Origin of the sequence: Arthrobacter sp. P2b (assembly GCF_900168295.1) — a bacterium.
Taxonomy (GTDB): domain Bacteria; phylum Actinomycetota; class Actinomycetes; order Actinomycetales; family Micrococcaceae; genus Arthrobacter.
Window position 1 is genome coordinate 363,974 of the sequence record NZ_FVZL01000003.1, and the last position, 23,621, is coordinate 387,594.

Annotated in this window: 25 protein-coding genes; 3 read left to right on the top strand and 22 right to left on the bottom strand. The window is 61.5% G+C overall.

Features of this window, described 5'->3' with window-relative positions; all coding sequences use genetic code 11:
- Positions 1–52 precede the first annotated feature (52 nt).
- The 17 genes from B5520_RS08875 to B5520_RS08955 form a co-directional block, all read right to left on the bottom strand.
- On the bottom strand, positions 53–937 hold the full coding sequence (locus B5520_RS08875) for a type II secretion system F family protein (RefSeq protein WP_079596689.1): 885 nt from the start codon (positions 935–937) through the stop codon (positions 53–55).
- A 7-nt stretch (positions 938–944) separates the two neighbouring features.
- On the bottom strand, positions 945–1,877 hold the full coding sequence (locus B5520_RS08880) for a type II secretion system F family protein (RefSeq protein WP_079596690.1): 933 nt from the start codon (positions 1,875–1,877) through the stop codon (positions 945–947).
- 9 nt (positions 1,878–1,886) lie between these two features.
- Positions 1,887–3,392, bottom strand: a complete 1,506-nt coding sequence (locus B5520_RS08885) for a CpaF family protein (RefSeq protein WP_079596691.1) — start codon at positions 3,390–3,392, stop codon at positions 1,887–1,889.
- On the bottom strand, positions 3,392–4,585 hold the full coding sequence (locus B5520_RS08890) for an AAA family ATPase (RefSeq protein WP_079596692.1): 1,194 nt from the start codon (positions 4,583–4,585) through the stop codon (positions 3,392–3,394). Before B5520_RS08890 ends, B5520_RS08885 begins: the two co-directional genes overlap by 1 nt.
- Positions 4,582–5,337 (bottom strand): Flp pilus assembly protein CpaB, encoded by a 756-nt coding sequence (locus B5520_RS08895; protein ID WP_079596693.1) that lies wholly within the window; start codon positions 5,335–5,337, stop codon positions 4,582–4,584. Before B5520_RS08895 ends, B5520_RS08890 begins: the two co-directional genes overlap by 4 nt.
- 28 nt (positions 5,338–5,365) lie before the next feature.
- Positions 5,366–6,406 (bottom strand): pilus assembly protein TadG-related protein, encoded by a 1,041-nt coding sequence (locus tag B5520_RS08900; protein ID WP_079596694.1) that lies wholly within the window; start codon positions 6,404–6,406, stop codon positions 5,366–5,368.
- Positions 6,394–6,768 carry a TadE/TadG family type IV pilus assembly protein gene (locus B5520_RS08905; RefSeq protein WP_104443463.1) on the bottom strand — a complete coding sequence of 125 codons (375 nt, stop codon included), beginning with the start codon at positions 6,766–6,768 and terminating at the stop codon, positions 6,394–6,396. Before B5520_RS08905 ends, B5520_RS08900 begins: the two co-directional genes overlap by 13 nt.
- Before the next feature lie 89 nt (positions 6,769–6,857).
- A complete protein-coding gene (locus B5520_RS08910; RefSeq protein WP_079596696.1) occupies positions 6,858–7,067 on the bottom strand; it encodes a Flp family type IVb pilin in 210 nt (69 codons plus the stop codon).
- Between the two features lie 460 nt (positions 7,068–7,527).
- Positions 7,528–8,415 carry a type II secretion system F family protein gene (locus B5520_RS08915; RefSeq protein ID WP_079596697.1) on the bottom strand — a complete coding sequence of 296 codons (888 nt, stop codon included), beginning with the start codon at positions 8,413–8,415 and terminating at the stop codon, positions 7,528–7,530.
- 10 nt (positions 8,416–8,425) lie between these two features.
- Positions 8,426–9,376: a type II secretion system F family protein gene (locus B5520_RS08920; RefSeq protein ID WP_104443460.1), complete on the bottom strand. Its 951-nt coding sequence runs from the start codon at positions 9,374–9,376 to the stop codon at positions 8,426–8,428.
- A 2-nt stretch (positions 9,377–9,378) separates the two neighbouring features.
- Entirely contained in the window at positions 9,379–10,860 is a 1,482-nt protein-coding gene (locus tag B5520_RS08925; RefSeq protein WP_079596698.1) for a CpaF family protein, read from the bottom strand.
- On the bottom strand, positions 10,857–12,062 hold the full coding sequence (locus B5520_RS08930; RefSeq protein ID WP_079596699.1) for an AAA family ATPase: 1,206 nt from the start codon (positions 12,060–12,062) through the stop codon (positions 10,857–10,859). The genes B5520_RS08925 and B5520_RS08930 overlap by 4 nt, the downstream gene beginning before the upstream one ends.
- Positions 12,059–12,838, bottom strand: a complete 780-nt coding sequence (locus B5520_RS08935) for a Flp pilus assembly protein CpaB (RefSeq protein ID WP_079596700.1) — start codon at positions 12,836–12,838, stop codon at positions 12,059–12,061. The genes B5520_RS08930 and B5520_RS08935 overlap by 4 nt, the downstream gene beginning before the upstream one ends.
- Before the next feature lie 17 nt (positions 12,839–12,855).
- Positions 12,856–13,875, bottom strand: coding sequence for a pilus assembly protein TadG-related protein (locus B5520_RS08940; protein WP_079596701.1), 1,020 nt, complete (start codon positions 13,873–13,875; stop codon positions 12,856–12,858).
- A complete protein-coding gene (locus B5520_RS08945) occupies positions 13,863–14,252 on the bottom strand; it encodes a TadE/TadG family type IV pilus assembly protein (RefSeq protein ID WP_254865522.1) in 390 nt (129 codons plus the stop codon). The genes B5520_RS08940 and B5520_RS08945 overlap by 13 nt, the downstream gene beginning before the upstream one ends.
- An 84-nt stretch (positions 14,253–14,336) precedes the next feature.
- Entirely contained in the window at positions 14,337–14,546 is a 210-nt protein-coding gene (locus B5520_RS08950) for a Flp family type IVb pilin (RefSeq protein ID WP_079596702.1), read from the bottom strand.
- Positions 14,547–14,823: 277 nt separating this feature from the next.
- Positions 14,824–15,489 (bottom strand): prepilin peptidase, encoded by a 666-nt coding sequence (locus B5520_RS08955; protein ID WP_079596703.1) that lies wholly within the window; start codon positions 15,487–15,489, stop codon positions 14,824–14,826.
- Between the two features lie 297 nt (positions 15,490–15,786).
- On the opposite strand from B5520_RS08955, the gene rplM reads away from it, so the two are divergent.
- The 3 genes from rplM to glmM all read left to right on the top strand — a co-directional run bounded on the left by rplM (position 15,787) and on the right by glmM (position 18,279).
- Complete coding sequence (rplM, locus tag B5520_RS08960) at positions 15,787–16,230, top strand: 50S ribosomal protein L13 (RefSeq protein ID WP_015937805.1); 444 nt, start codon at positions 15,787–15,789, stop codon at positions 16,228–16,230.
- 38 nt (positions 16,231–16,268) lie between these two features.
- Positions 16,269–16,772, top strand: coding sequence for a 30S ribosomal protein S9 (rpsI, locus tag B5520_RS08965; protein ID WP_050054349.1), 504 nt, complete (start codon positions 16,269–16,271; stop codon positions 16,770–16,772).
- A 145-nt stretch (positions 16,773–16,917) separates the two neighbouring features.
- Positions 16,918–18,279 (top strand): phosphoglucosamine mutase, encoded by a 1,362-nt coding sequence (gene glmM / locus B5520_RS08970; protein ID WP_079596704.1) that lies wholly within the window; start codon positions 16,918–16,920, stop codon positions 18,277–18,279.
- A 62-nt stretch (positions 18,280–18,341) separates the two neighbouring features.
- Here glmM and mscL read toward each other — a convergent pair whose 3' ends face one another.
- The 5 genes from mscL to B5520_RS08995 all read right to left on the bottom strand — a co-directional run bounded on the left by mscL (position 18,342) and on the right by B5520_RS08995 (position 23,090).
- A complete protein-coding gene (gene mscL / locus B5520_RS08975) occupies positions 18,342–18,731 on the bottom strand; it encodes a large conductance mechanosensitive channel protein MscL (RefSeq protein ID WP_079596705.1) in 390 nt (129 codons plus the stop codon).
- A 185-nt stretch (positions 18,732–18,916) separates the two neighbouring features.
- The gene (locus tag B5520_RS08980; RefSeq protein WP_079596706.1) at positions 18,917–20,266 is read right to left on the bottom strand and encodes a glycosyltransferase family 87 protein; all 1,350 of its coding nucleotides are present in this window, start codon (positions 20,264–20,266) and stop codon (positions 18,917–18,919) included.
- Between the two features lie 134 nt (positions 20,267–20,400).
- Positions 20,401–21,273, bottom strand: a complete 873-nt coding sequence (locus B5520_RS08985) for a M15 family metallopeptidase (RefSeq protein WP_079596707.1) — start codon at positions 21,271–21,273, stop codon at positions 20,401–20,403.
- 5 nt (positions 21,274–21,278) lie between these two features.
- Positions 21,279–22,274, bottom strand: coding sequence for a type I pantothenate kinase (coaA, locus tag B5520_RS08990; protein WP_176156825.1), 996 nt, complete (start codon positions 22,272–22,274; stop codon positions 21,279–21,281).
- 120 nt (positions 22,275–22,394) lie between these two features.
- Positions 22,395–23,090, bottom strand: coding sequence for a glycosyltransferase family 87 protein (locus B5520_RS08995; protein WP_176156826.1), 696 nt, complete (start codon positions 23,088–23,090; stop codon positions 22,395–22,397).
- Positions 23,091–23,621 lie beyond the last annotated feature (531 nt).

The window sequence follows — 23,621 nt, forward strand, 5'->3', positions numbered from 1 at the left end:
TTGGGGTGATCCTTTGACAACCTTGAGCGATCCTTCAGCCGGTCCTGCGGCCTTATTGGCCACTGAACGTCATCACGGTATTAACAACGGCCGGTCCCAGAATGGCGATGAAGAGGACCGGGAAAATGAAGAAGAGCAGCGGGAAAAGGATCATGACGGGCAGTTTCATGGCCTTTTCCTCGGCACGTTGCCGCCGCTTGACGCGCATGACCTTTGCCTGGACCCGGAGCACCCGGCTGATGGCGATGCCGTACGTGTCCGCCTGGACCACGGCCTGCACAAAACTGCGCAGCTCCGGAATATTGGTCCGTTCGGCCAGCGCGATGTAGGACTCCCGGCGGCTGCGGCCCACCTGCATGTCCTGCAGCGTGCGCACCAGCTCCTCGGCCAGCGGGCCCTTCCCGTTTTCGCCGGCGCGTGCCATTGCACCTTCGAAGCCCAGGCCCGCCTCCACCGAGATGAGCATCTGGTCAAGGGTGTTGGCCAGTTCCAGCTGGATGACCTTCTGGCGCTCCAGGCCCTTGCTGTAGAGCAGGAGGTCCGGGATGAAGTAGCCCAGGAACAGCACGAAGAGCCCGGCCAGCTTCATGAGCGGGGTACTGCCGATGGCGGTCAGGTAGAACCCCAGCCCGGCGCCCGTGAGCCCAAGGGCGAGCTTTGAGCCCAGGACTTTGCCCAGCGGCATGGACGCCGGCCGGCCCGCAAGGGAGAGCAGGCGGTCCAGGAATGCCACGTACGCAGGGGGAGTGAGGCGCCGGCCCACGCCTTCCAGCAACCCCGGCTTACCTGCGGGGGCAACGCTGATCGGGGCGGCGCCGCGGGACAGGAGTTCGTTGACGGCGAGCCGGCCCTGCCGGTCCACCGTGAGCACGGACCAGGCCAGCACACCCAGGGGAACACACACCAGCAGGATGGACAGAAGCACAATCGGGTTCATGGCGTCCTCAGAACTTCAGGTCGATGATCTTGCGCATCCACAGCGCGCCGATGGTCATGAGGACAAAGGACGCCCCGATCATGGCCCAACCCAGGGGATGGGTGAACATGGAGTTCATATAGCTGGGGCTCACGGACAGGAGCATGGCCACGATGCCGAACGGCATGGCGATGAGGATGTAGGCCGAGAACTTGCCTTCCGCCGCCAGCGCTTTGATGTGGCCCTTGATTTCCGCGCGCTCGCGGATGGTTTCGTTGACCTGGTCCAGGACGTCCGCCAGGTTGCCGCCTACTTCGCGGTTGATCTGGATGGCCTGGGAGATCCAGACAAAGTCCTCGTTCTTCATCCGCTCCGCGGTGTCGTTGAGGGCTGCCAGCAGGTCGCGGCCCAGGCTCGTCTCCGTGATGACGCGGCGCATTTCCTCAGACGTCGGCTTCTGCGACTCGGTGGCGGCGGCGTCGATGGCACGCAGGATGCTGTGCCCGGCGCGCAAACCGCCGGAGAGCAGCTGCAGGGTGTCGCCGAGCTGGCCGTCGAACGCCGCCCGGCGTTTCCCGGCCAGGAATCCGAGGACCAGTTTCCCGACGAAAGGCGCCAGCAGTGCCAGGAGCAGCCCCACCAGCGGTCCCACGGTGACAGTCCCCACCAGCATTCCGATGCCGGCTCCGATGCCCACCAGCAGGAAAAATTCGGCCTGACTCAGGCGAAGCCCGGCGTCCTCCAGCTCGGCGCGGGCGAACAGCTTCACGTTGCGTCCGGCCAGGGGCCGTTCGAAAGAGCGGACGGCGGAGAGCGCCAGGCGGGATATCGAGGAGGGCCGCTCGGCTTCAAACGGACGACGGCGGTCCAGCGGCACCGAGGGGGCGCCCGGCAGGATCACAGCAACGCCCAGCAGGCAGACGGCCACCAGCAGGATGACTGCTCCGGCAGCAAGGATCACGGCGGTGCCCTATCTTCCGGTCTGGTTTTGGGCAGCGGGAGTCTGCGGTCCGGCAAACACGCCGGGGGAAACGTGGATGCCCAGGTCCTCGAACCGGTCGATGAAGCGCGGCCGGATGCCGGTGGCCACGGGCTTGCCGAGGAACCGGCCGTGGGCGTCAACCCCGGCGGAATAGTCGAAAACGAACGCGTCCTGGAGGGTCACGATGTCTCCTTCCATTCCCTGTACTTCGGTGACGTGGGTGATGCGCCGGGAGCCGTCCCGCAAACGGGAGATCTGCACGATGAGGTTGACCGCGGACGCGATCTGTTCCCGGATGGCGCGCAGCGGCAGGTCCATGCCGGCCATCAGGACCAGGGTTTCGAGTCGAGCCACGGCGTCGCGGGGCGAGTTGGAGTGCACGGTCGAGAGGGACCCGTCGTGGCCGGTGTTCATGGCCTGCAGCATGTCCAGCGATTCGCCGCCGCGGACCTCGCCCACCACAATTCGGTCGGGGCGCATACGCAGCGAGTTCCGGAGCAGCTCGCGGATGGTCACCTCGCCCTTGCCCTCGGTGTTCGGCGGCCTGCTTTCGAGGCGGACCACGTGCTGCTGCTGGATCTGCAGTTCCACGGCGTCCTCGATGGTGACAATCCGCTCGTCCGCGGGAAGGAAGGAGGACAGGACATTGAGGAGGGTGGTCTTACCCGTGCCCGTGCCGCCGGAAACGATGATGTTGAGCTTGGCCTTGACGCAGGCGTTCAGCAGCTCGGCCATCTCCGGCGTCAGCGTTCCAAAGTCGATCAGGTTGCGGACCGTCAGGGGAACCTTGCTGAATTTACGGATGGTCAGCGAGGACCCGCCAACCGCCAGCGGCGGGATGACGGCGTTGACGCGGGAGCCGTCCTCGAGGCGGGCGTCCACCAGGGGGGATGACTCGTCGATGCGGCGGCCCACCTTGGATACGATGCGTTCGATGACCTTGCGCAGGTGTTCCTCGGAGCTGAACCGGGACTCGGTGAGCGTGAGCTTGCCCTTGCGCTCCACATAGATCTGGTCCATCCGGTTGACCATGATTTCGGTGACGGCAGGATCGTCCAGCAGGCGCTGGAGCGGGCCGTACCCCAGGACGTCGTCGGCGACGTCCCGCACCAGGCGGGTCCGTTCCTCGGGCGTGAGGGGGACCTGTTCGGCGTCGATGATGCGGGACAGTTCCTCCTTGGCGGTGGCCCGGAGTTCCTGCTCGGTGACAGCCGCGTCGTTGAAGCGGGTGCCCATCCGTTCGAAAAGGGCCGTGGCCGCCCGGAGCTTCATGGCGGCGAAGACGTCCAAGCCAGGTGCCTTGGGCACCTGCTGCGTGCCGCCGTCGTGCGTTGGAATCACGACGGCGGCTGGCTCGGAAAGGTGCGCCTCCGCCGTCGGGCGCGGGGAGGGGATGGCTGCGGCGGCGGTGCGGGGCCGCTCAAGCACGGCCGTGGCCGCGCCGGACGGTTGGTTGCGATCCTGAGCGGCGCTGATGCGCTCGGAGAGTTTCATCAGATGACCACCCTTCGGTGAAGCTTGCGCTGGGTCTGGGTACGCCACGCCGGGTTGAAGCGCTCCACCAGCTGGCGGAGGCTTTTGACGGCGGGGTCCTTCTTCGATTCCTGGAGGACGGGGATGCCCCGGTTGGTGGAGAGGGCGACGGCGCGGGAGCGGGGGACGCTGACATCCACGGGCGCGCCGATGGTGGATTCGACGTCCTGGACGTTGAGGCCGGCCTTGGCGTCTGCCATGTTCAGGACCACGTGGCGGGATTCGGGCATGATGTCCAGCTGGCGGAGGACGTCCAGGCCACCCCGGAGGCCGCGGAGGCTGGGGATGTCCATGGCGCTGACCCACACAACGTCGGTGCACTGCTCCATGGCGGCGAGGCCGATTTCGGGCATGCCGGGGGCGGTGTCCAGGACCACGTACTGGAATTCCTGGGCCAGCTGCTCGAGCAGGCGTGTGATCTGTTCCGGGGTGATGTGGTCCGCGTCCACCGGGTTGGGCGGCGCGCACAGGGCGTAGATTCCGGCCGGGTGCACCGTGAGGAAGGCCTTGAGGACCAGGGAGTCCTGGCTGGCCGCGGGGGTGACGGCGTCCGTGACCGTGTGCTCTGGGTTGAGGTAGAGGCCGGAGGCGACGTCGCCGAACTGCAGGTCCAGGTCCACGATCACCACGCTCATGGGCGCGATCTGGCCCAGGCCGATGGCGATGTTGGTGGCGAGGGTGGTCTTGCCCACGCCGCCCTTGGGGGAGAAGACGCCGATCACCAGGCCCTTGCCGTTGGTCTCACCTTGCGCTTTCGGGGTGCGGTGGCGGGTGGCGAAGGACTGGCAGGCGCGTTCGAGGAGTACCCGGATTTCCGCGGCGTCGGCGTTGGGGCTGAGGATGTCCCGGATGCCGGCGCGCATGGCGTGGAGGAGAAAGGACGGGTCCACGTCGCTGACCAGCACCAGGCTGAGGCCGGGGAGCTGGACGTCGAAGACCTTGGCGAACCGGAGCGCCTCCTCGTAGGGGACGTCCGGGCCGATGATCAGGACTTCGGGCTGCTCCTGGTTGAGGAGGGCGAAGAGTTCGGCGGGACCGGCAGGGAGGATGTCCGAGGCGATGGTCTGCACGCTGCCGCGGAGGCCGTGCGCGACGGCGACGCGCAGCTTCTGGTCGAAGTCGCCGTTGGGGGAGAGGAGGACGAAGCGGCTCACTTGTACACCACTTCCTTGCGCTCGACGCGCGGTCCGTTGTCCTGGGCGTCCAGGGGTTCCTTGGTGAGCCAGAGCTCGCCGTTGATGGAGGTGAAGATGATCTTGCCGGCGTCGATGTCCGTGACGGCGACCGTGAGCATCAGTGATCCTTCCGGGAGGGTGGTGTCTGCGGGGTCCGAGCCATCGGCCGGCTTCTCGGCGCTCGCGGCCTGCGGGGCCCGCTGGACGGCGGTGACCAGGACTTTGCGGAGGGTGAGTTGGGTAGTGGCGTCCTCGGCTTTCGCTTTGTAGGCGCCGTTCCCGAAGTTGAGCGAGATGCCCACGTGGTCACCCACGTTGATGCGGCCGCCCACTACCCGCTTGGGTTCCACTTCGAAGGAGACTTCCTGCAGACCGGCGGGGACCTCGACGGCGCCGCTCTCTTTGGCTTCCTCCGGAGCGACCAGCCGCTCGGCCAGGAGCTGTTCGCCGGGGACGAGGTCCACGGCGCTGACGGTTCCGGCCTTGTTGTCCAGGGTGCTGAGGGCGGTGTCTGACTTCCCGGCGGCGGGGACCTTTTCGATGACCAGCGAGGCTGCCATGTCGTTGACGGGGGTGCCGGCGGGGATGGCGGTTTTGACCACCAGGACGTCGACGGGTTCGGTGGTGGCCAGGGCGCGCTGGTCCGCGCCGTTGGCGTAGAAGATGATGAGGAGGGCTCCCACGAGCGCCAAAGCGACCGCGGCCGTTCCGGCGAGCAGGCGAGACTTCACTGTGTTACTCCGTGGTTTGGATGTGTGGTCAGAGGGTGAGGCGGGCGATGGTGGCGCCGTAGGCGTCCACGGGGCCGAGGGTGTAGCCGTCGGCGAGGGAGACGTATTTGACGAATTTGCCGATGATGCCGCGGCAGTTGCCGTTGCACTCCGTGGCGGTGGTGACGCCCGTCGTCGTCGACTTTTCGCTGCGGAACTCGTAGGGGAGGCCGCTGTTGCCGCTGAACTTCCAGCCGGTGACTTCGAAGGCTGCGAAGGAGATCAGGCTGTAAACGGCGCCGGAACCCGTTCCGACCACCTTGTTGAAGACCGGCAGGAGGACGATGATTTTCCGTCCGGCCGTGATTTCGCTTGCCCAGTGGGTGAGTTCGGTGGAGCAGTGGCCCGGGGCGTTGTTGCCGGTGTCGCTGCCGCCCTCGCTGGTGGCGAGGTCGATGCTGCCGCCGCATTTGCCGGCGTCCGGCGCCAGCCAGCCGAAGCCGCCGGCCACCGCGGCCCCGGAGGGACCGTAGTTGCAGTCCTCGTTGGCGTTGTTACCGTGTTCCTGGAGGAGCTGGAGGCTGCCGCCGATGTTGTCCTTGACCTGGCAGATGGAGAAGGCCAGGGGGAAAGCGGTGCGGCCGGCCTTGGGGCTGCCCCAGGCGGCTTTGGACTGGGCGCCGACTTCCTTGGTGGGGATGCCGAGGACGTCCGCGAAGAAGAGGGAGACAGAGTTGTCTTGTCCGCCTGTTTCCTTCGCGCTAGTGGTAACTGAGACTGTCCGTGCCGTCTTGTCGAGCTGGATGCTGTGCACTTTGCTCATGCCGTCCAGGGCATTCTGGTTGGCCAGGCTTGTTGCTAGCGCCGACATCGTCGAACAGTTTGTGTCTGTGGCGTCGCGGGCGCATTTCTGTGCCATCGCGATGGCCGAGGCGTCCGCACCGCTTTGCAGCTGCGCGCGCTCCGAATAGATGACGCCGACGTCGACGGCGATCGCCACGAAGCCGAGGAGGGTCACCAGGAGGATGGCAACGATGACTGAGACGGCGCCGCGTTCGTTGCTTGTCTGGTCGCTGGTCAGCCGCCGCACAGCATGACCCCCTTGCCCGTCATCGGGAACGGGCCCGCGATGCCGGTGATTGTGGACAGGTTGTAGTTGATGGTCAGCGTCACTTGGTTCCCGGTGCTGCACGCGGTGGTGCTGAGCGTGATGTCCGTGGTGGGAATGGCGGTGCTGACCGATGCCGCCGCGTTCTGGGCGGCGGTCTTGGCGCCGGCCGGGTCGTTGGCGATGGCCATGACCCGGACGCCGTCGCGGGCTGCGTTGGTGAGCGTGATCTGGGCGTTGTAGGCGCGCCCGAATTCAATGGTTCCCAGTACCAGCATCAAGAGGAGGGGCAGCAGGATCGCGAATTCGACGGCGGCTGCTCCGCGCTCCGAATCGTGTGACACCTGCTGCACCTCCTCTTGAATGACTCGTTCTTGCTCCTGCTGGCGAGCGGTGCAGTTCCGATATGGGGTCCGGAACCGAACGGGGGTTGCTAGGAGCCGGTGCCGCCACTAGCGGGTGCGGCGGGGGCCAGTTCGGTGTTGACGGAGTCGAAGAACCCGTTGAGCGTGGTGCCCAAGGTGCTGACAGCGATGATGATGACGACCGCAATGAGACCGACCATGATGCCGTACTCGACGGCGGTGGCACCCTTTTCTTCGGTGCGAAGGCGAGTCATGAGGTTGGTGTAGAGAGAAAGCATTTTGAGACTCCTGTGCGAGACGGATGGCTGGTCCTGCACCAGCACTGAAACGAAGTTAGCAACCGGAAAAGGGCCAAAATCGGTATCTTGGAACATCCTGCGCAAAGGCTTTCCGGGGTGTATTTTTCCTGCGCTTTCACTTGGTCTTCGCTGCGCTAACGCTGGGATTCGAGTGTTTACGGGCACTCAAACGGACCCCCTCGGTTCTGGGTGCCGAGGGGGTCCTGTCTTTGGGGCGCCGTATGGCGCGGGTGCAGTGGCTTTTCAGGCCATAAAGTCAACGAATCGAGCAGTCAATTCCTCGAACCAACCATCAAGCGCCAGCCCCAGCAGGGTAAGTGATCAGAGGATGGCCAGGACTTGGCTGCCATCACCAGTCCGTACTCCGCCATAGTATTGCCGCGTTGATTTGCGACGAACCTATTTATCCACGTCCGGATCGATGGGCTCATTGTGTCCATCACTGTTGAGCTCGTGAAAATGTCTCGATGATACTAATGACGGTGGGACCAAGCAGAACAATAAATAGGGTCGGAAGGATGAAGAAAATGAGCGGAAAGAGCATCTTGACCGGCATCTTCATGGCATGCTCTTCAGCTCGCTGCTTGCGCTTAATCCGCATGTCCTTCGCTTGGGACTTCAATACTCCAGCAATGGCTATCCCGTATGTGTCAGCCTGTACTACGGACCTGACAAAACTCCGGACGTCCGGAACGTCGATCCGTTCGGACATCGCTAGGTAGGCCTCCTTGCGCGAACGTCCCACTTGGATGTCCTGTAAGGTTCGGATTAACTCGTCGGCCAACGGGCCTGTGCCGTTCTCCCCGGCCCTACCCATAGCAGTCTCGAATCCCAGGCCGGCCTGAACAGAAATGAGCATCTGGTCCAAGGCGTTGGGAAGCTCCAGCCGGATTTGCTGGCGCCTTTTTTGTGCGCGGTTCCGGAGCAGAATGTCGGGAACAAAGTAGCACAGGGCTGTGATACCGATCCACAAAAGAAATCGGTCTGCCCCGGGCTTTGCCGCGTAGAAAAGAACACCAGTTACTGCCCCTGCAAAAGCCAGTAGAGGTTTTGCCATGATGATCCGACCAAGCGGCCATTCCTTCGGCCGTCCCGCAGCTGCAAGCTGCTTATCGAGCCACGCCTCATAGCTTCGCGGTGTGAGCCGGTGTGCAAGTGCGAGTGCTTGTTCGTTAGCGGTAAGAGCGGTTCGACCTTGTCCGGTACGGCGACCCAGGTTTGCCTGAATATTCCGTATTGCGGCCCTGTCCCCCGTTAAAGCCAACCAAAGCATGGCCGAGATTGGCACGATGATGGCCAAAATGGCTGCGTAGGCAATGAGTTGCATCGTAATCCCCCTAGTACTTCGGTTTGACCAGACGCGACAGCCACAGGCCGCCAAGGGTTAGGAACAGGGCGGCTCCTCCCAGCATCAGATAGCCGGGAAGAGTCGTGGTAAAAACCCTCCGGTATAGCTCATTGCTGAAAACGAGGACCAGGAACATGACGATTGGCAAAGCCATCAAAACTATGGCCGATACCCTGCCTTCCGCGCTCAACGCTCGAACCTGGCCCCGAACCTGATTCCGGTCACGGATGGTTTCGCCCACGTGATCGAGGACTTCCGCGAGGTCGCCACCGACTTCCCGGTGAATGTCGATAGCGCGTGCGATCGATTGGAAGTCGTCATTATTCGTCCGAAACGCTACTTGGTTTAGGGAATCGCCCAAGTCCCGCCCGATCCGGGTCTCGTTGACCACTCTGTTGAGTTCCTCCGACATCGGAGCTTCATTTTCTTGCGCCGCCGCATCAATGGCTCGAAGAAGGCTATGTCCTGCCCGAAGTCCGCCAGAAAACATCTGGAGAGTGTCCGGAACTTGAGCGTCGAATTTACGACGGCGACGGACAATCAGCAGCGTAAGTAACATATAGAACGACAGGGGGGTCATGACGAATGCCAGCAGGCTGAGGCCCATACCCCCGCCTAGGAACGCGAGAACGGTCGCCGACAACGTGCTCGCCCCCGCCATAAGAAGGTAGTCGCCGGGATCCTTGTTCAAGCCCCCCTGCTCCAGTTTGGCCCTGTTGTATAGTCCGGTGGGCCGCTTCTTCAGACCTCGGTTGAGCACACCGATGGCCTGAGCGGTGACCCAGCTTAGCCTCGAGGAATGTTGTACGGTGTCCGGCCTTCTGCGAGAAAGCGGGATCCCTGGCCCGCCTTTGAACACCAATCCGATGATTAGGGCGAGTGCTACATAGATCAGGAATAGTCCAGCGGCAAACATCGTTACGGGCATTTCGGCGTTCACGACTACCGTGTCCTTACGGACGGGGCGCCAAAGATCTGCGGCGACACATGAATTCCCAAGTCCGCAAACCTGTCGGTAAACCGTGGCCGTACCCCAGTGGGGATCGGCTTGCCCAGGAATTTGCCGTTGACATCGACGCCGGCAGAGTAATCGAAGACAAAGGCATCTTGGAGAGTGACGATATCCCCCTCCATGCCCTGTACTTCAGTAATGTGCGTGACTCGGCGCGTTCCATCCCGGAGTCGGGCGATCTGGACAATGAGATTCACTGCGGAAGCGACTTGTTCGCGAACTGCTCTGAGCGGGAGATCCATGCCGGCCATCAACACCAAGGTCTCAAGGCGCGCTATTGCGTCGCGCGGTGAGTTTGCGTGGACCGTGGAAAGCGAACCATCATGACCGGTGTTCATGGCTTGAAGCATGTCCAGACATTCCCCGCCGCGGACTTCCCCAACAACTATGCGATCAGGACGCATACGTAGGGAGTTCCTAACGAGATCGCGGATTGCTACCTCGCCCTTGCCTTCAATGTTTGCGGGCCGGCTCTCCAGTCGCACGACATGATCCTGCTGGAGCTGGAGTTCGACCGCGTCCTCAATGGTCACGATGCGGTCGGATGCGGGGATGAACGAAGAGAGCGCGTTTAGTAGAGTTGTCTTACCGGTTCCAGTACCGCCAGAAACGATGATGTTCATGCGGGCCAGGACACAGGCCTGAAGCAGTTCTGCCATCTCTGGTGACAAACTGCCATACGCAATCAGCTTGTCCACAGTCAGAGCATCGCCTCCAAATTTGCGGATTGTAAGCGCAGGTCCATTGACCGCCAAGGGAGGGATGATGGCATTCACTCGAGAACCATCGGCCAGGCGCGCATCCACCAGTGGTGATGACTCGTCAATTCGGCGGCCCACCTTCGAAACAATCCGTTCGATGACTCGCCGCAAAGCATCGTCTGATGCAAATTTGGTGTCGGTCAGAGTCAGCTTGCCGGTTCGTTCAACGTAGACTTGGTCAAAACGGTTGACCATGACTTCGGTAATCGAAGGATCATCGAGGAAGCGCTGGATGGGGCCGTGGCCGAGAACGTCATCAATTATTTCTCGAATTAGCCGCTGGCGTTCTGCCGAAGTTAGCGGTACCTGTTCCTCATCAACGACGACCTTCAGTTCATCTCTAACGTATTGGTGAAGCTCGGCTTCCTCAAGCGATGAATCCGTTATACGAGCACCGAGCCGTTCGTAGAGTGCCTGGCTGGCGCGGTCCTTAAGGGCACTAAGTGCGCCGCTGGCCACGGCCGCAGTGGGGGCCAATTCCACAACTTCAGCATTTTGCGCCGATTCGGCTGCCTTGGCTTCATGGATTCTGCCTAGAGTTGCAGGTTCAGTAACGGCTGGTACTGACGCAAACGGGTTCTGATCAGTTTCAGGGAGAGACATGATGGCTTCGGTGCCTCGCACCTTCTCAAGCCTGCGTGACAGGTTCACTGGACGACCGCCCTTCGGTGCAATTTCTTATGTGGTCTGGCTTCCCAATTTGGTTTGAAGCGCTCTACTAGATTGCGAAGGCCCTTAGTGGCAGGATCCCTACTGCCGTCTTGAAGGAGCGGAACTCCCTTGTTCGTTGAAAAGGGAAGTGTCCGGGAACGCGGCAGCACGATGTCAACCGGGGCCCCGATTGTGGCTTCCACGTCCTGTAGGGTCAAGCCGCTACGTCGGTCGGCCATGTTGAGTACCACGTGACGAGTTTCTGGAAGCAAGTTCAGCTCCGACAGGATTTGGTTGCCCGTGCGGAGGCCTCGGATGCTGGGTACGTCCATGCCACAGATCCATACAGCATCCGATGCGAGATCTAGGGTGGCGAGAACGTGTTCACCTAGTCCAGGAGCCGTATCAACGACGACGTACTGAAATTCCTGTTGTAGCTGCTTTAGGAGATGGGTTACGCTCTCGCCGCTAATCCGATCCATTTCCACCGGGTTGGTCGGTGCGCACAATGCGTAGATGCCAGCGGGGTGCACGGTGAGGTAGGTCTTGAGGACCATAGAATCCTGGCTCGCCGCGCCGACGACAGCATCAGTGATGGTGTGCTCCGGCTCAAGCATCAATCCACTGGCAACGTCCCCGAACTGTAGGTCCAAATCGACAATCACCACGCCCATAGGCGCAGATTGACCCAAACCTACAGCGATGTTCGTCGCCACCGTTGTCTTACCGACACCACCCTTAGGCGAGATGACGGCAATAATCCGCCCGCCAGCAGAGTGCTCGTGGTGCTCTGAGCTGCTGGGCGCCAGCCCGCGGCGACGGCCGGCGGAGGAAAGGCTGGCCCGCTCAACAATGATGCGTATCGTTTCAATCTCTGCCGACGGATCGAGGAGATCGCGAATTCCAGCCCTCATAGCCTGAATCGCAACGTCGGAAGCGTCCGCTGCGACCAGAATCATGCTGATTTCCGGGTACTGCAGGTCCATCACTGCGGCAAACTTCAATGCCTCACCTTCCGGCAAACCCGGCCCCAGGATGAATACCTCTGGTGGTTCTCCCAGCAGTTGCCTGAGCACTTCCTCAGGTCCTTCGGGCAGGTAACCAGCCTGGAAATGTTGGAGGGAACCTGCCATGCCGGCAGTTGCCATCCTCACACGGCGTTCAAATTCATGGTTAGGCGTGATGAGTACGAACCGGCTCATCGGAAAACCTTCGAATTGCTAACAACACCCGCATTGCCTTCCGTGGCGTTGTCCGGTTCCTTAGAAAGGTAAACCCTTCCAAACTCAACGGCGTAGATTATCTTCTCCGCATCCACGGAGTTGCGAGCGATTGTGATGAGGTACGTGTCGTCGCTCTGGGTCTTTTTCGAGCTGTCGGCAGTAGCCTTCCCGGAGGATCCCTCCGGCTGTGAGGCGGAACCGTCGCTGAACTGGGCTGCTGTTACTAAGACTTTGTGGAAGGTCAGTTGTGTGCCGCTGGATACCGTTCCCTCTGCCCCAGTCGTGGCGTTTGTTGAGGTTTCGTCCAAGGAGATGAAGATACCTGCGGTGTCTCCTGCGCTGATCTTCCCGCCCGCGACACGTTCGATTGGCAGCCGGAGGGTTAGCTCCTGCATGCCTTCCGGAACGGCGACCCTTGACGAGCCCAGGAAATCCGCGGGGTTCACCATTCGGCCACCCAGCAGTTGTTCCCCCGGTACCAGCCCCACTGAGGTCACTTTTGATCCCAATTCATCCAGATCCGTGACCGCATCCGCCGCAATAGCAGCTTTGGGCAAAGCCTTTTTGACGACAGCAGCCGTGAGGTCCTTGGCCTCTGTGCCGGCTTCAACAGGCTTTTGGACCACGAATACGGTACTGGTTTCGGTGTTGGCGAGGGCACGCTTGTCCGCGCTTTGCACATACATGATCAATAGGACGGTACCCATGACTGCCACGAGTAGTGCGGCGATGCCTCCCAGTAGGCGTTTCTTCATTTCTTTCCCCTTGGTTGTTAATCAGTGAGGCGGATTTCCACGGTGCCCAGGTCAATTCCACCTGTGCCACCTCCGCCGGAGCCGTTGGACACATACTTGACAAACTGGCCGATGATGCAGCGGTCATTACCGCCACTGCAGGCGAGAGCTGCGGTCATGTTCGGATCGGTCGACAAATTCCGGAACTCGTAGGTTCCGTTGTTGCCGAATTTCCAACCCCAGATTTTGAACGTGGCGTAACCGATGACGTTGAACAGGCCGTTCTGCCCTTGATTGGTAGCGTCATCGAAAACGGGAAAGACGGCCAGCACCTCTTCGTTCGCGACAATGGTGTCCTTCCACCCTTGTAGAACGCCTTGGCACTGAGTGGGGGGAGGATTGCCGGGATCAGAACCGACTTGATTGGTGCCCACTTCTGTTGCCGCTTCACAAGGAGCAATCTGATCCAGCCAACCCCACCCCCCTGGAATCTGTGTGCCGGAGGGGCCTGTGCAAGTTCCGCCGGGTTTGTAGGAGATTCTTTGAACCGGTGCCATATCACTCGCACTGGATAGGTTGAAGCAGTCATCGGAGATAGCTAAAGGAAATCCAGAACTGCTCGATGGGAAAAAGATCCTGGCTGTTGCCTTCGCGCCGACTGTCACAGGTGGTGCGTTAAGAGCGCTGGCAAACAGCTTGTTGAGAAAGCCGGGGCCAGCCTCGCCCTGCCGAGTGGATGTCCTGACCGTGACCTCTTTGTCCGTCGAAAGGTCTACCGGCGCAGACAAGGCCGACCCGCCATCGAGGGCATTTTTGTTTGCGAGTTCGCTAGCGATAAGGTCGGCGCTCGCCTGAGTACAGGAGTCTTCGTAGCAACTGCGGGCAACTGCGAGAGCGGCCGCATCTGCGCCGTTCTGCAGTTGTGCCCGTTCGCCGTATATTTGGCCGAGGTCGACTGCTAGAGCGCCGGCGCCGATAAGTACCAGTACTAGCACAGCCACAATCACGCCAGCAGCGCCCCTTTGGTTATCTTTCTTGAAAGGCTTCAGCCGCCGCATCGCATTGCTCCTACGCCTGTAAGCGTGATGGTGTCCCCAAACAGACCGGTGAGACTATCCGCCTCGTAGTTGATGGTGACCTCAATATTTGAACCACTGGAGCAGGCTGTGGGTGAGAAGTCGTAATCGAATACAGCTGTTTCCAGACCAGGAGCCCCGTCGGCTGCAGCAAGTTCAGCAGTCGCCTGGTTGTTATGAATAGCCATGGCGCGGGCGGCTTCCCGTGCAGCCTGAGTAACCGAAATTTGTGCGTTGTATACGTTGGCGAACTCGATAAGGCCAGCAACGAGTAAGAGCAAGATGGGGGCTACGAGGGCAAACTCGACAGCGACTGCTCCACGCGAGTTTTCGGTCGTCCCCGGGATCTTTCGTTTCAAAGTAGTCAACCCCTAGCGACAGGTCGGGTAAAAAATGTGCCGCCTCCGCCGTGGCGAAGGCGGCACATTCGCCATGAATACCTGCTACGGAGCATCCCAGGTGCCGACCTCGGTGCCGAGGTCGGAGAACCAGGTGCTGAGAGCTGTCCCGAAGACGGAAACGCCAGCGATAATGATGAAGGCAATGAATGCCACAAGCAGTGAATACTCTGTTGCAGTTGCGCCCCTTTCGGAGGAGAAACGATCCTTGACGCCGGCGACGAATGCCATCATCGAGACCATGAGAGAAGTCATTTTAGAATCCTTAATTCGGTGAAATTGGTTTTAGGTGATTTCAACGAATCTCCAGCTGCCCCCATAAATCTTTAGCGGCTGGACTTCGCTAAGAAGAGATTGTCATTGGCGAGGTAGGGGCAACAATGCGTAGTGGTACTCGACTTTTTCGAATGGAGAAAAAGTACGTACTCGAAAAGTGCGGTCAGTACTCAGCAAAGGAGGCGGGTACGCGGGCCACTACTTGGAAGCGAGGAGTTCTTTGCTGGACAAGGGTCCGAGACAAGGGGGAAAGAAGCTACAGGAGGAAGAGAGTGGCAGCCGTAGTTGCGCCGAGCATGGAAGGTCCGTGAGCCACTTCCGAGGCTTTATTTCGGCCTTTTCGGCTCAGAAGCACCACGCTGACCAGGCCGTTCAGAATGAAGCCGAGGAGGCCGCCGTAGAGCAGCTGGCTCCAGCCTAGGTACCCGAGGTAAAGGCCGACGGGCGCGGCGAGCTTCACGTCTCCCATCCCGATGCCGCCGGGGGAAATTATCCCCAAAATAACGTAACCGGCAAACAAAATGACTGCACCAAGCACCGCTCGGATAAGATCATCAGCCTGCTTATTGAGCAGTCCCGGCATTAGGAAGAGTGCAAAACCACCCGTGAGCAGCATTAGCACCAGCGGGTTCGGCAACAAATGCAGGGCGACGTCAATGCGGGCGAGCTGCACGCCCAACGCGGCCAGGAATATAAAAGCCGGCAGAGTAAGGCCTATTCCAAGGCGCAAGGTGAAGGCGGCGCATGCGAGGCCGGTGAGTGCCGCCGTCGTGATCCTGACAGGGAGGGCTGGGAGACCGCCCAGCCTCGGCAGGTGCTTGGCGATGAGTATCTCCGCGACAGGGGAGAGGGCCACCCCCAAGAGGCCGGCGGCAAAAATTAGGAGCCAGGCGGCAGAACCCTCGTTACCCGTTGCAAACACCGCGACCCCCTGCGTCGGTAAAGCCGGCAGGCGCTGTGCTGGCAGCCGGCTACCCCATTTTGACCCTGAACCCCTTAACGCGCTAATCTTGGTAGTCGTTGTGCGTGTCCTATTCCGATGGTGCGTGCCCGCTTGAGAATCCGGTTGCAGGATGACTACTCAACGTGCACATTCGGAACCACAGGATGACTGGTTACATGGAGCCCTCACCTCTGTTCCGGTAGCGCGCAGATAGTAGGTGTCCGCCCCTGAGCGGCACCTAAACCAGAACGCCAGAATAAGAACGAGGCAAACACCGTGCGTACGTACACCCCGAAGCCCGGCGATATCAACCGCCAGTGGCACGTCATTGACGCCACAGACGTTGTCCTTGGTCGTCTCGCGAGCCAGACCGCAATCCTGCTGCGCGGCAAGCACAAGGCCACCTTTGCGTCCCACATGGACATGGGCGACTTCGTCATCATCATCAACGCTGAAAAGGTTGCCCTGACCGGCGCCAAGCTGGAGCAGAAGCGCGCTTACCGCCACTCCGGCTACCCGGGCGGCCTGACCTCCGTCAACTACGCGGAACTGCTGGAATCCAACCCGGTCCGCGCCGTTGAGAAGGCCATCAAGGGCATGCTCCCCAAGAACTCCCTCGCTGCACAGCAGCTGGGCAAGCTGAAGGTGTACCGCGGTGCTGAGCACCCGCACGCCGCCCAGCAGCCCAAGACTTTCGAAATCACCCAGGTCGCCCAGTAGTCCTGGCCACCAAACAACTTATCTATACAAGGAGAATCGTGGCTCAGAACGAAGAGACCACCGAAGCCGTTGAGGCTGAGGAAACCCTGACCAGCTACACCTCTGAAAGCTCAGCTGCCGAAGCTGCGCCGAAGAAGGAGCGCCCGGCCTTGACCGTTGCCGGCGCAGCTGTTGGCCGCCGCAAGGAAGCCGTTGCACGCGTCCGCGTTGTACCGGGCTCCGGCAAGTGGACCATCAACGGCCGCGCGCTGGACAACTACTTCCCGAACAAGCTGCACCAGCAGGACGTCAACGAGCCCTTCAAGATCCTTGATCTCGAAGGCGCCTACGACGTTATCGCCCGCATCCACGGCGGCGGCATCTCCGGTCAGGCCGGTGCACTGCGCCTCGGCATCGCCCGTTCGCTGAACGAGATCGATGTCGAGAACAACCGCGCCACCCTGAAGAAGGCCGGTTACCTGTCCCGCGACGCCCGCGTCATCGAGCGTAAGAAGGCCGGTCTCAAGAAGGCCCGCAAGGCTCAGCAGTACTCCAAGCGCTAAATCCGCTTGCACAGAAGCCCGTCCCGCCATTGGCGGGGCGGGCTTTTGCCGTTTATGCCTAAGGCAGCGGACGGTCCCGCAGTGCGTGACGGACGCTTCACCAGCCGTTTCAAGCCCAACCAGCCTCATCCTCTAGACTTGTCCGGTGTCTAGATTATTTGGAACTGATGGTGTCCGGGGGCTGGCCAACGGCCTGCTGACAGCAGAGCTGGCCATGCAGCTGGCCCAGGCGGCCGCCGTCGTGCTCGGCCACGACCGCAACTCCAACGGCAGCCGGCCGCGCGCCGTGGTGGCCCGCGACCCGCGCGCCAGCGGCGAGTTCATCGCCGCAGCCGTCGAGGCCGGGCTCTCCAGCTCAGGCGTGGACGTCTACGACGCCGGCGTTCTTCCAACGCCCGCAGCCGCCTACCTGGTGGCTGACCTGGACGCAGACTTCGGCGTCATGATCTCCGCCTCCCACAACCCGGCTCCGGACAACGGCATCAAGTTCTTCGCCCGCGGCGGCCAGAAACTCCCCGACGAGGTGGAGGACGCCATCGAGGCGCAAATGTCCAAGGAGGCCGTCCGCCCTGTCGGCGCCGACGTCGGGCGCATCCAGCGCTTCTCCGACGCCGAGGACCGCTACATCGTCCACCTCCTCCAGACCCTTCCGCACCGCATCGACGGACTCAAGGTGGTCCTCGACTGCGCCCACGGCGCCGCCAGCGGCTGCTCACCCCAAGTTTTCAAGGACGCCGGCGCGGACGTCATCGTCATTGGCGCAGACCCGGACGGCCACAACATCAACGACGGCGTCGGATCCACCCACCTCGGCGCCCTCAAAGAAGCCGTAGTGAAGCACGGCGCCGACCTCGGCATCGCCCACGACGGCGACGCCGACCGCTGCCTCGCCGTGGACCACGAGGGCAATGAAGTGGACGGCGACCAGATCATGGCCATCCTCGCCGTCGCCCTCAAAGCCTCCGGCAAGCTCAAGGACGACGTCCTGGTGGCCACCGTCATGAGCAATCTCGGCCTGAAACTCGCCCTCCGCGACGCCGGCATTAGCATCCGCGAAACCGCGGTGGGCGACCGCTACGTCCTCGAGGAAATGCGCGACGGCGGCTACAACCTTGGCGGCGAACAGTCCGGCCACGTGATCTTCGCCGACCACGCCACCACCGGCGACGGCGTCCTCACCGGCCTGCAGCTCGCCGCCCAGATCGCCTTGACCGGCAAGCCGCTGAAGGAACTGGCCACCGTGATGACCAAGCTTCCGCAGGTCCTGATCAACGTTAAGGGCGTCGACCGCGCCGGGGTCAAGAGCAACGAGGTCCTGGCCCAGGCGGTGGCAGCAGCAGAGGCCGCGCTCGGCGATACCGGCCGCGTCCTGCTCCGGCCCTCGGGCACCGAGCCCGTGGTCCGCGTCATGGTGGAGGCCGCCGACGAAGAGACGGCGCAGTCCATCGCCGAGCACCTCGCCCAGGTAGTCCGGACTGAGCTCGCGCTGGAACTCGTCAGCGACTAATCCAGCCAAACAAAATGGTCCGCTTTCCCAGCAGGAAAGCGGACCATTTTTGTGTGATGAATCTAGGCGGACCGGTCCCTCAGCGAATCACGGATTTCGGTCAGCAGGGCGATCTGCGGGTCCTCCGCGGATTCCTCCTTGACGTCTGGATCGATCCCGAGCCTGCGGTTACGGTGTTCAATCATCAGGTTCATCGGGAGAATCACCACAAAATAGATGGCTGCGGCGATAAGCAGGAACGAGATGATCGATGAGATGACGGATCCATACATGAATCCCTCCCACTGCATGTCCTCAATGCCTTTCGCGCTAAAAAGGCGTCCGATCAGCGGGGTGAGCAGGCCCTCTACGATAGAGGTCACGACGGCGCCAAATGCGGCACCCATCACAACGGCGACGGCAAGGTCAACGACATTGCCCTTCATGATGAAGTTCTTGAATCCTGTCAGCATGGAAACTACGTTAATGCAGCATCATTGGGTGGCGGAGAAGGAGCATAAGCTTCTTAGGTGTGTTGAGGGGCTGTGTTTGACTGTCCCGAAAAACCGCCGACTTGGTTTTCTTCAGCATCCCCGTGCAAGGCCAATAATCCTGCAACAGGACGCGGTGCAAAAGCTGCTCACAAAGCAGCCGTCACTCACGTTGGGGATGGCTCTACGCTATTGGCGCCCGCGACAAGGCTTTGTGAATGGCTACTAGTTCGTCCAAGATATCTAATCGACTGCCACCAAACGACTGCCAATGGAAGGGCAGCCCAAGGAGCCCCAAGGATGGTCAGAGGCCAGGGCAGAAGAGCCGCAGCAAGATGTAGGGCAGGTGTGGCGTACAGAAGACCAAAAGCTCCCACCGTGCAGACGCGGAGCACGGGCGATGCCTGGCGTTCCAGGAGAAAGACTATAACCGGCACAAATAGGATGGCATCGTAGACAGCCAAATGCGGTGAAAACGTTGCGATTGTGGCAAGAGCAGCGATCCAAACGGGCGTGGTCTCAGTAGTGCGCTTTTTGAGGATATGAACGATTAGAATGGTTGCGCCCACGGGGAGCGGTAGCAAGGTTAGCCCAGGAGCTATCCAGGTTCCCCATTCCGGTGGCAACAGGGCATGGGCGAAAGAGGGCAGACCCACCATTTTCCATGCTTGTCCTTGTTGAACCTCTTGCATATACAGCGAGCTTCCGAGAGTGGCGAGCCACTGCTGGAAGCCTCCTGGGCCGACTACAGCCACAGAGATGCCCAGAAGCAGAGCGCACGTGGCAACGAAGGACGCCAACGCCCGATAGTTCCGGGAAACCAAAAAAATCAGCGGAACGACGACGACGAGCTGCGGCTTAGCAAAGCCCAATCCGAAAACTGCGCCAGCCCACAAGGAGTGTTGCCTTGCCAGCAACCGGATGCCGACAAGCCAGACCGCGAGAATGAAAGCCGAGTCCTGCCCGCCGCCGAGAAGTTCAAAGACGACTGGCGACGACAAGACAGAGAGAATCACCGTGCTTTTTTTCCGTGCCATGAGCCCAGGGGCAAGAGTTCGAAGGTTTAGTACGCACCAGACAAGCAACGTAGAGCTAATGAGCAGCCAGATGAGCCCACTTAGGTTGTACGGCAGAAGCGCAAGCGGGGCGTAGAACACTGCAACAACGGGTGCCGAGACAAACCAGGAGAGTGGAACATCCGTCCCGACACTAGTCGACTGTAGGGCGCTCTGAACTTCGGGGTCGTAAAGACTACCGATTCCCGGCATGAGTAAAAGGCGGCCGCCAGTCCAATGAGCGAGGTAATCGGGCATGAGCGCACCCTGCATTGCGGGGGCCACAATGCGAATTACGACCGCAAACGACACCCCAAGTGCAGAAGCTACAAGAAAAAACAGCGGGTAAAGCCGCAGCCGCTGCGGGGTCAGCAACCTATCCACCCGAAGAACAAAGAGGGCCCAAAAGCTACTAACTGTCCCATGTGAACGGATAAGTCCGTTCTTGAAAACGTTCCCCATAAAGGCAGAGATTACCGCAGGCCTCTGGTCGTCTGTTGCTCCTTTGCGTCAAAATCTCCGCAGGAATTACGCAGTATGCAATATGGCGAAGACGTGACTCTATTACCCTCCGTCACATCTGTGGCATACCCCGTCTACTCAAAGTACCCCGGCGCCGCTTCCACGCCGAAGTACTCCTCCAGCGTGAAGATGCCGCGCGCAGCCATGTCCGTGGCGGCCTCCACCCCGATGTACCGCAGGTGCCACGGCTCGTAGTAGTACCCGGTGATCGGGTGGAACATCCACGGATACCGCACCACAAACCCGAACCGGTGCCCGTTCGCCTTCGCCCACACCGCGGCGGGCTGGTCCGCGAAGCACGGCTGGAAACCGCACACGCCGTTGCCGTCGGCGATGTCGAACGCCCACCCCGTCTGGTGCTCGGAGTACCCTGGGCGCGCGCTGGCCGTGTCGGCGTCGGCCTGTCCCCGCGAGGCGACGTAGCCGTTGTAGGTGGCCACCTGCGTGCTGTACGAGCGGTACCCGCTGGCCAGCACCATGGACACGCCGTCCGCCGCAGCAGCCGCGAACATCGCCTCGGCAGCTGCCGCCGTCGTGCTGTTCAGCAGCGCAGCCTCCCCGGAGGCGGTTGTCGCGAGGGCGGGGCGCACCAGGTCAGCCGGCGCATAGGCGGCGGGGACCAGCGGCCGGTGCTTGTTGACGATGAGCCACGGGCTCGCCGGGTCGGTCAGGGAGAACTGCCGCGGCAGAACGGCGGAGGGCGACGGTGCCGGCTCGGAAGGTGCGGCGGCCGCTGTGGCGGGGTCCGCCGTCGGGCTTGCTGATGCGGTGGAGGCAACGGGGGAGGGAGGCGCAGAAGGAGAGGCCGACGACGGCGCCGCCGCCGTGGGTGCCTCCGGCGTGCACGCCGTCAGGACAGTCAGTCCGGCCCCCGCTGCGAGGAACCGTGCGAAGCTGCGGCGGCTGGTGCCCGCCGGCCCCGGTTCAGCTGAGCAGTCGTGGCACACCCGTGCTACACCTTCCGCAGGAGCATGCGGCGGATGGAGTGGTCAGCCTCTTTGGTCAGCACCAGCTGCGCCCGCCCACGGGTGGGAAGGACGTTCTCCTCCAGGTTGGGCTCATTGATGCGCTTCCAGATGTCCCGGGCGGTGCTCTCCGCCTCCTCCTCGGACAAGGTCGCGTAGCGGTGGAAGTAGGACTCCGGCTGCGCGAACGCGGTGCTCTGGAGCTTGCGGAACCGCTCTACGTACCACTCCTCGATATAGGAGGTCTTGGCGTCCACATAGATGGAAAAGTCGAAGAAGTCGCTCAGCGCCAGCCCCTGCTTGCCGTCGTGGCGCGGGCGGGCCGGAGCCAGCACGTTCAGCCCCTCCACGATAAGGACATCCGGGCGGCGGACCACCACTTCCTTGTCCGGGACGATGTCGTACGTGACGTGGGAGTACCAGGGCGCGCGGACTTCCTCGGCGCCGCCCTTGATCTCGCTCACGAACCGCAGCAGTGCGCGGCGGTCGTATGATTCCGGGAAGCCCTTGCGGTCCAGCAGCTGGCGGCGCTTGAGCTCGGCCAGGGGATAGAGGAACCCGTCGGTGGTGATCAGCTCCACGTTCGGGGTGCCGGGCCAGCGGCGCAGCATCTCGCGGAGCACACGGGCGATGGTGGATTTGCCCACCGCCACGGAACCGGCCACGCCGATGACGAACGGCGTGCGCTGGGTGTGCTCGCCAAGGAAGGTGGTAGTGGCGGCATGCAGCTGTCCCGCAGCCTCGACATACAGGTGCAGGAGCCTGGACAGCGGAAGGTAGACCTCACGGATTTCCTTCATATCCAGGGGATCCCCGAGGCCGCGCAGGCGGACGATGTCCTCTTCGTTAAGAGGCTGTTCCATCTCGTCTGCGAGCCGGGACCAGGTCTGCCGGTCCAGCTCGACGAACGGGGAGACACCCTCTCCATTCGCCTCATTGCGTTGCAAAGTCACGTTAGAGATTCTGCCCCGCGCCCGGCACATAGCGAAATGCAGGCCGCCGAAGCCGACCGACAAATCAGCCGGGATGCTTTGTTTAGAGGGATGATTTGCCGGATGACAATGGACGTCACGAACCCGTCTCATACAGTTCGGGACACATGCCTACCGCTTTTCATCCAGGAGCAAGGCGTCGGGGTCAGAACTTTTTCGGCCCGCTTTCAGCCGGGGTATCGCGGCCAGCAAAGTGAAGGAGCCGAGCCACAGGACCGGTGTACACAAGAACATCGCGACGGGAATGCTCCAGGGCTTGTTTCGTAGCGCGCCCCAAACAACGAGGGCTATGCCTACCGGAATGCGAAGGGCCGGAGGTGGCAAGAATGGCGAGCCAATCGGCTGCGTGGATGCGCCGGAGTGGCCGACTATGAAGTTCAGCCACTCCTCCCAGAGACTAGGGGAAATGGTGAATGAAATCCCGGCGATCACGCCGATACTCGCTATCGCAAGTACGAGATTTTTCCACTCACCGCGGACAAGGAACCAAATGGGGCCCACGCAGGGGGTGATTTTGGTCAGCCCTACGAAAGCCCAACTTCCGGGGGTTGAGAACCCTACAACGGCTACAACCGCCATAAGTATGAAGATGTTCCCGGACACAACTTCCGGCAGCCCCGCCAACCACAGGGGGAGACCCCACTTCCAGCCGAGTGGCTTTAGTAGCCAAGCGAGAGTCGCGCCGATCCCAACCGTAATCAAGAGCACGAACAGCGGCCACGGCAGTTGGGCGAGTGGCCAGATGGCGTGGGCGAAGGCGGGTGTATAGAGGTAGGCGTCGGGAGTGCCCGGCGCCGTCGTGTACATCGGTCCATGCCACGCCAGCCAATACGCATGGGCGTCTACGCCGAATCCTCGAGCCCAAACTGAGAGTGACGCGTACAGTGCGCACACAACTCCAAGAATCCAAGTGGTGTCACGGAGCAATCGACTACGCATTTGATGAACGTACCATCGGGACGGCCTTGGCAATTTGCATTTCATCGACACGTTATGCTTGGAGGCAAAATGCCACAGCTGCCGGGATGTCCCTGTTGTCCCGGAACATAAACGGTATTGCGGCTTCCCGAGCCTGAACTCTTAGTGAAGTGGTCTTCTCCTTGGGACGGCGGACCACACGGTTTACAGCTGGCGGCTCCCAGCCGATAGTCTTGGGGCTATGTGTGGAATCGTGGGATATGTGGGCCGTCCTGTTGACGGTGTAATTGACGGTCACAGTGCTTTGGATGTTGTCCTGGAGGGACTGCGCCGCCTGGAGTACCGGGGCTACGACTCCGCCGGGGTGGCTGTGGTGTCGCAGGGCGCTATCGAGTCGCGGAAGAAGTCGGGGAAGCTGAG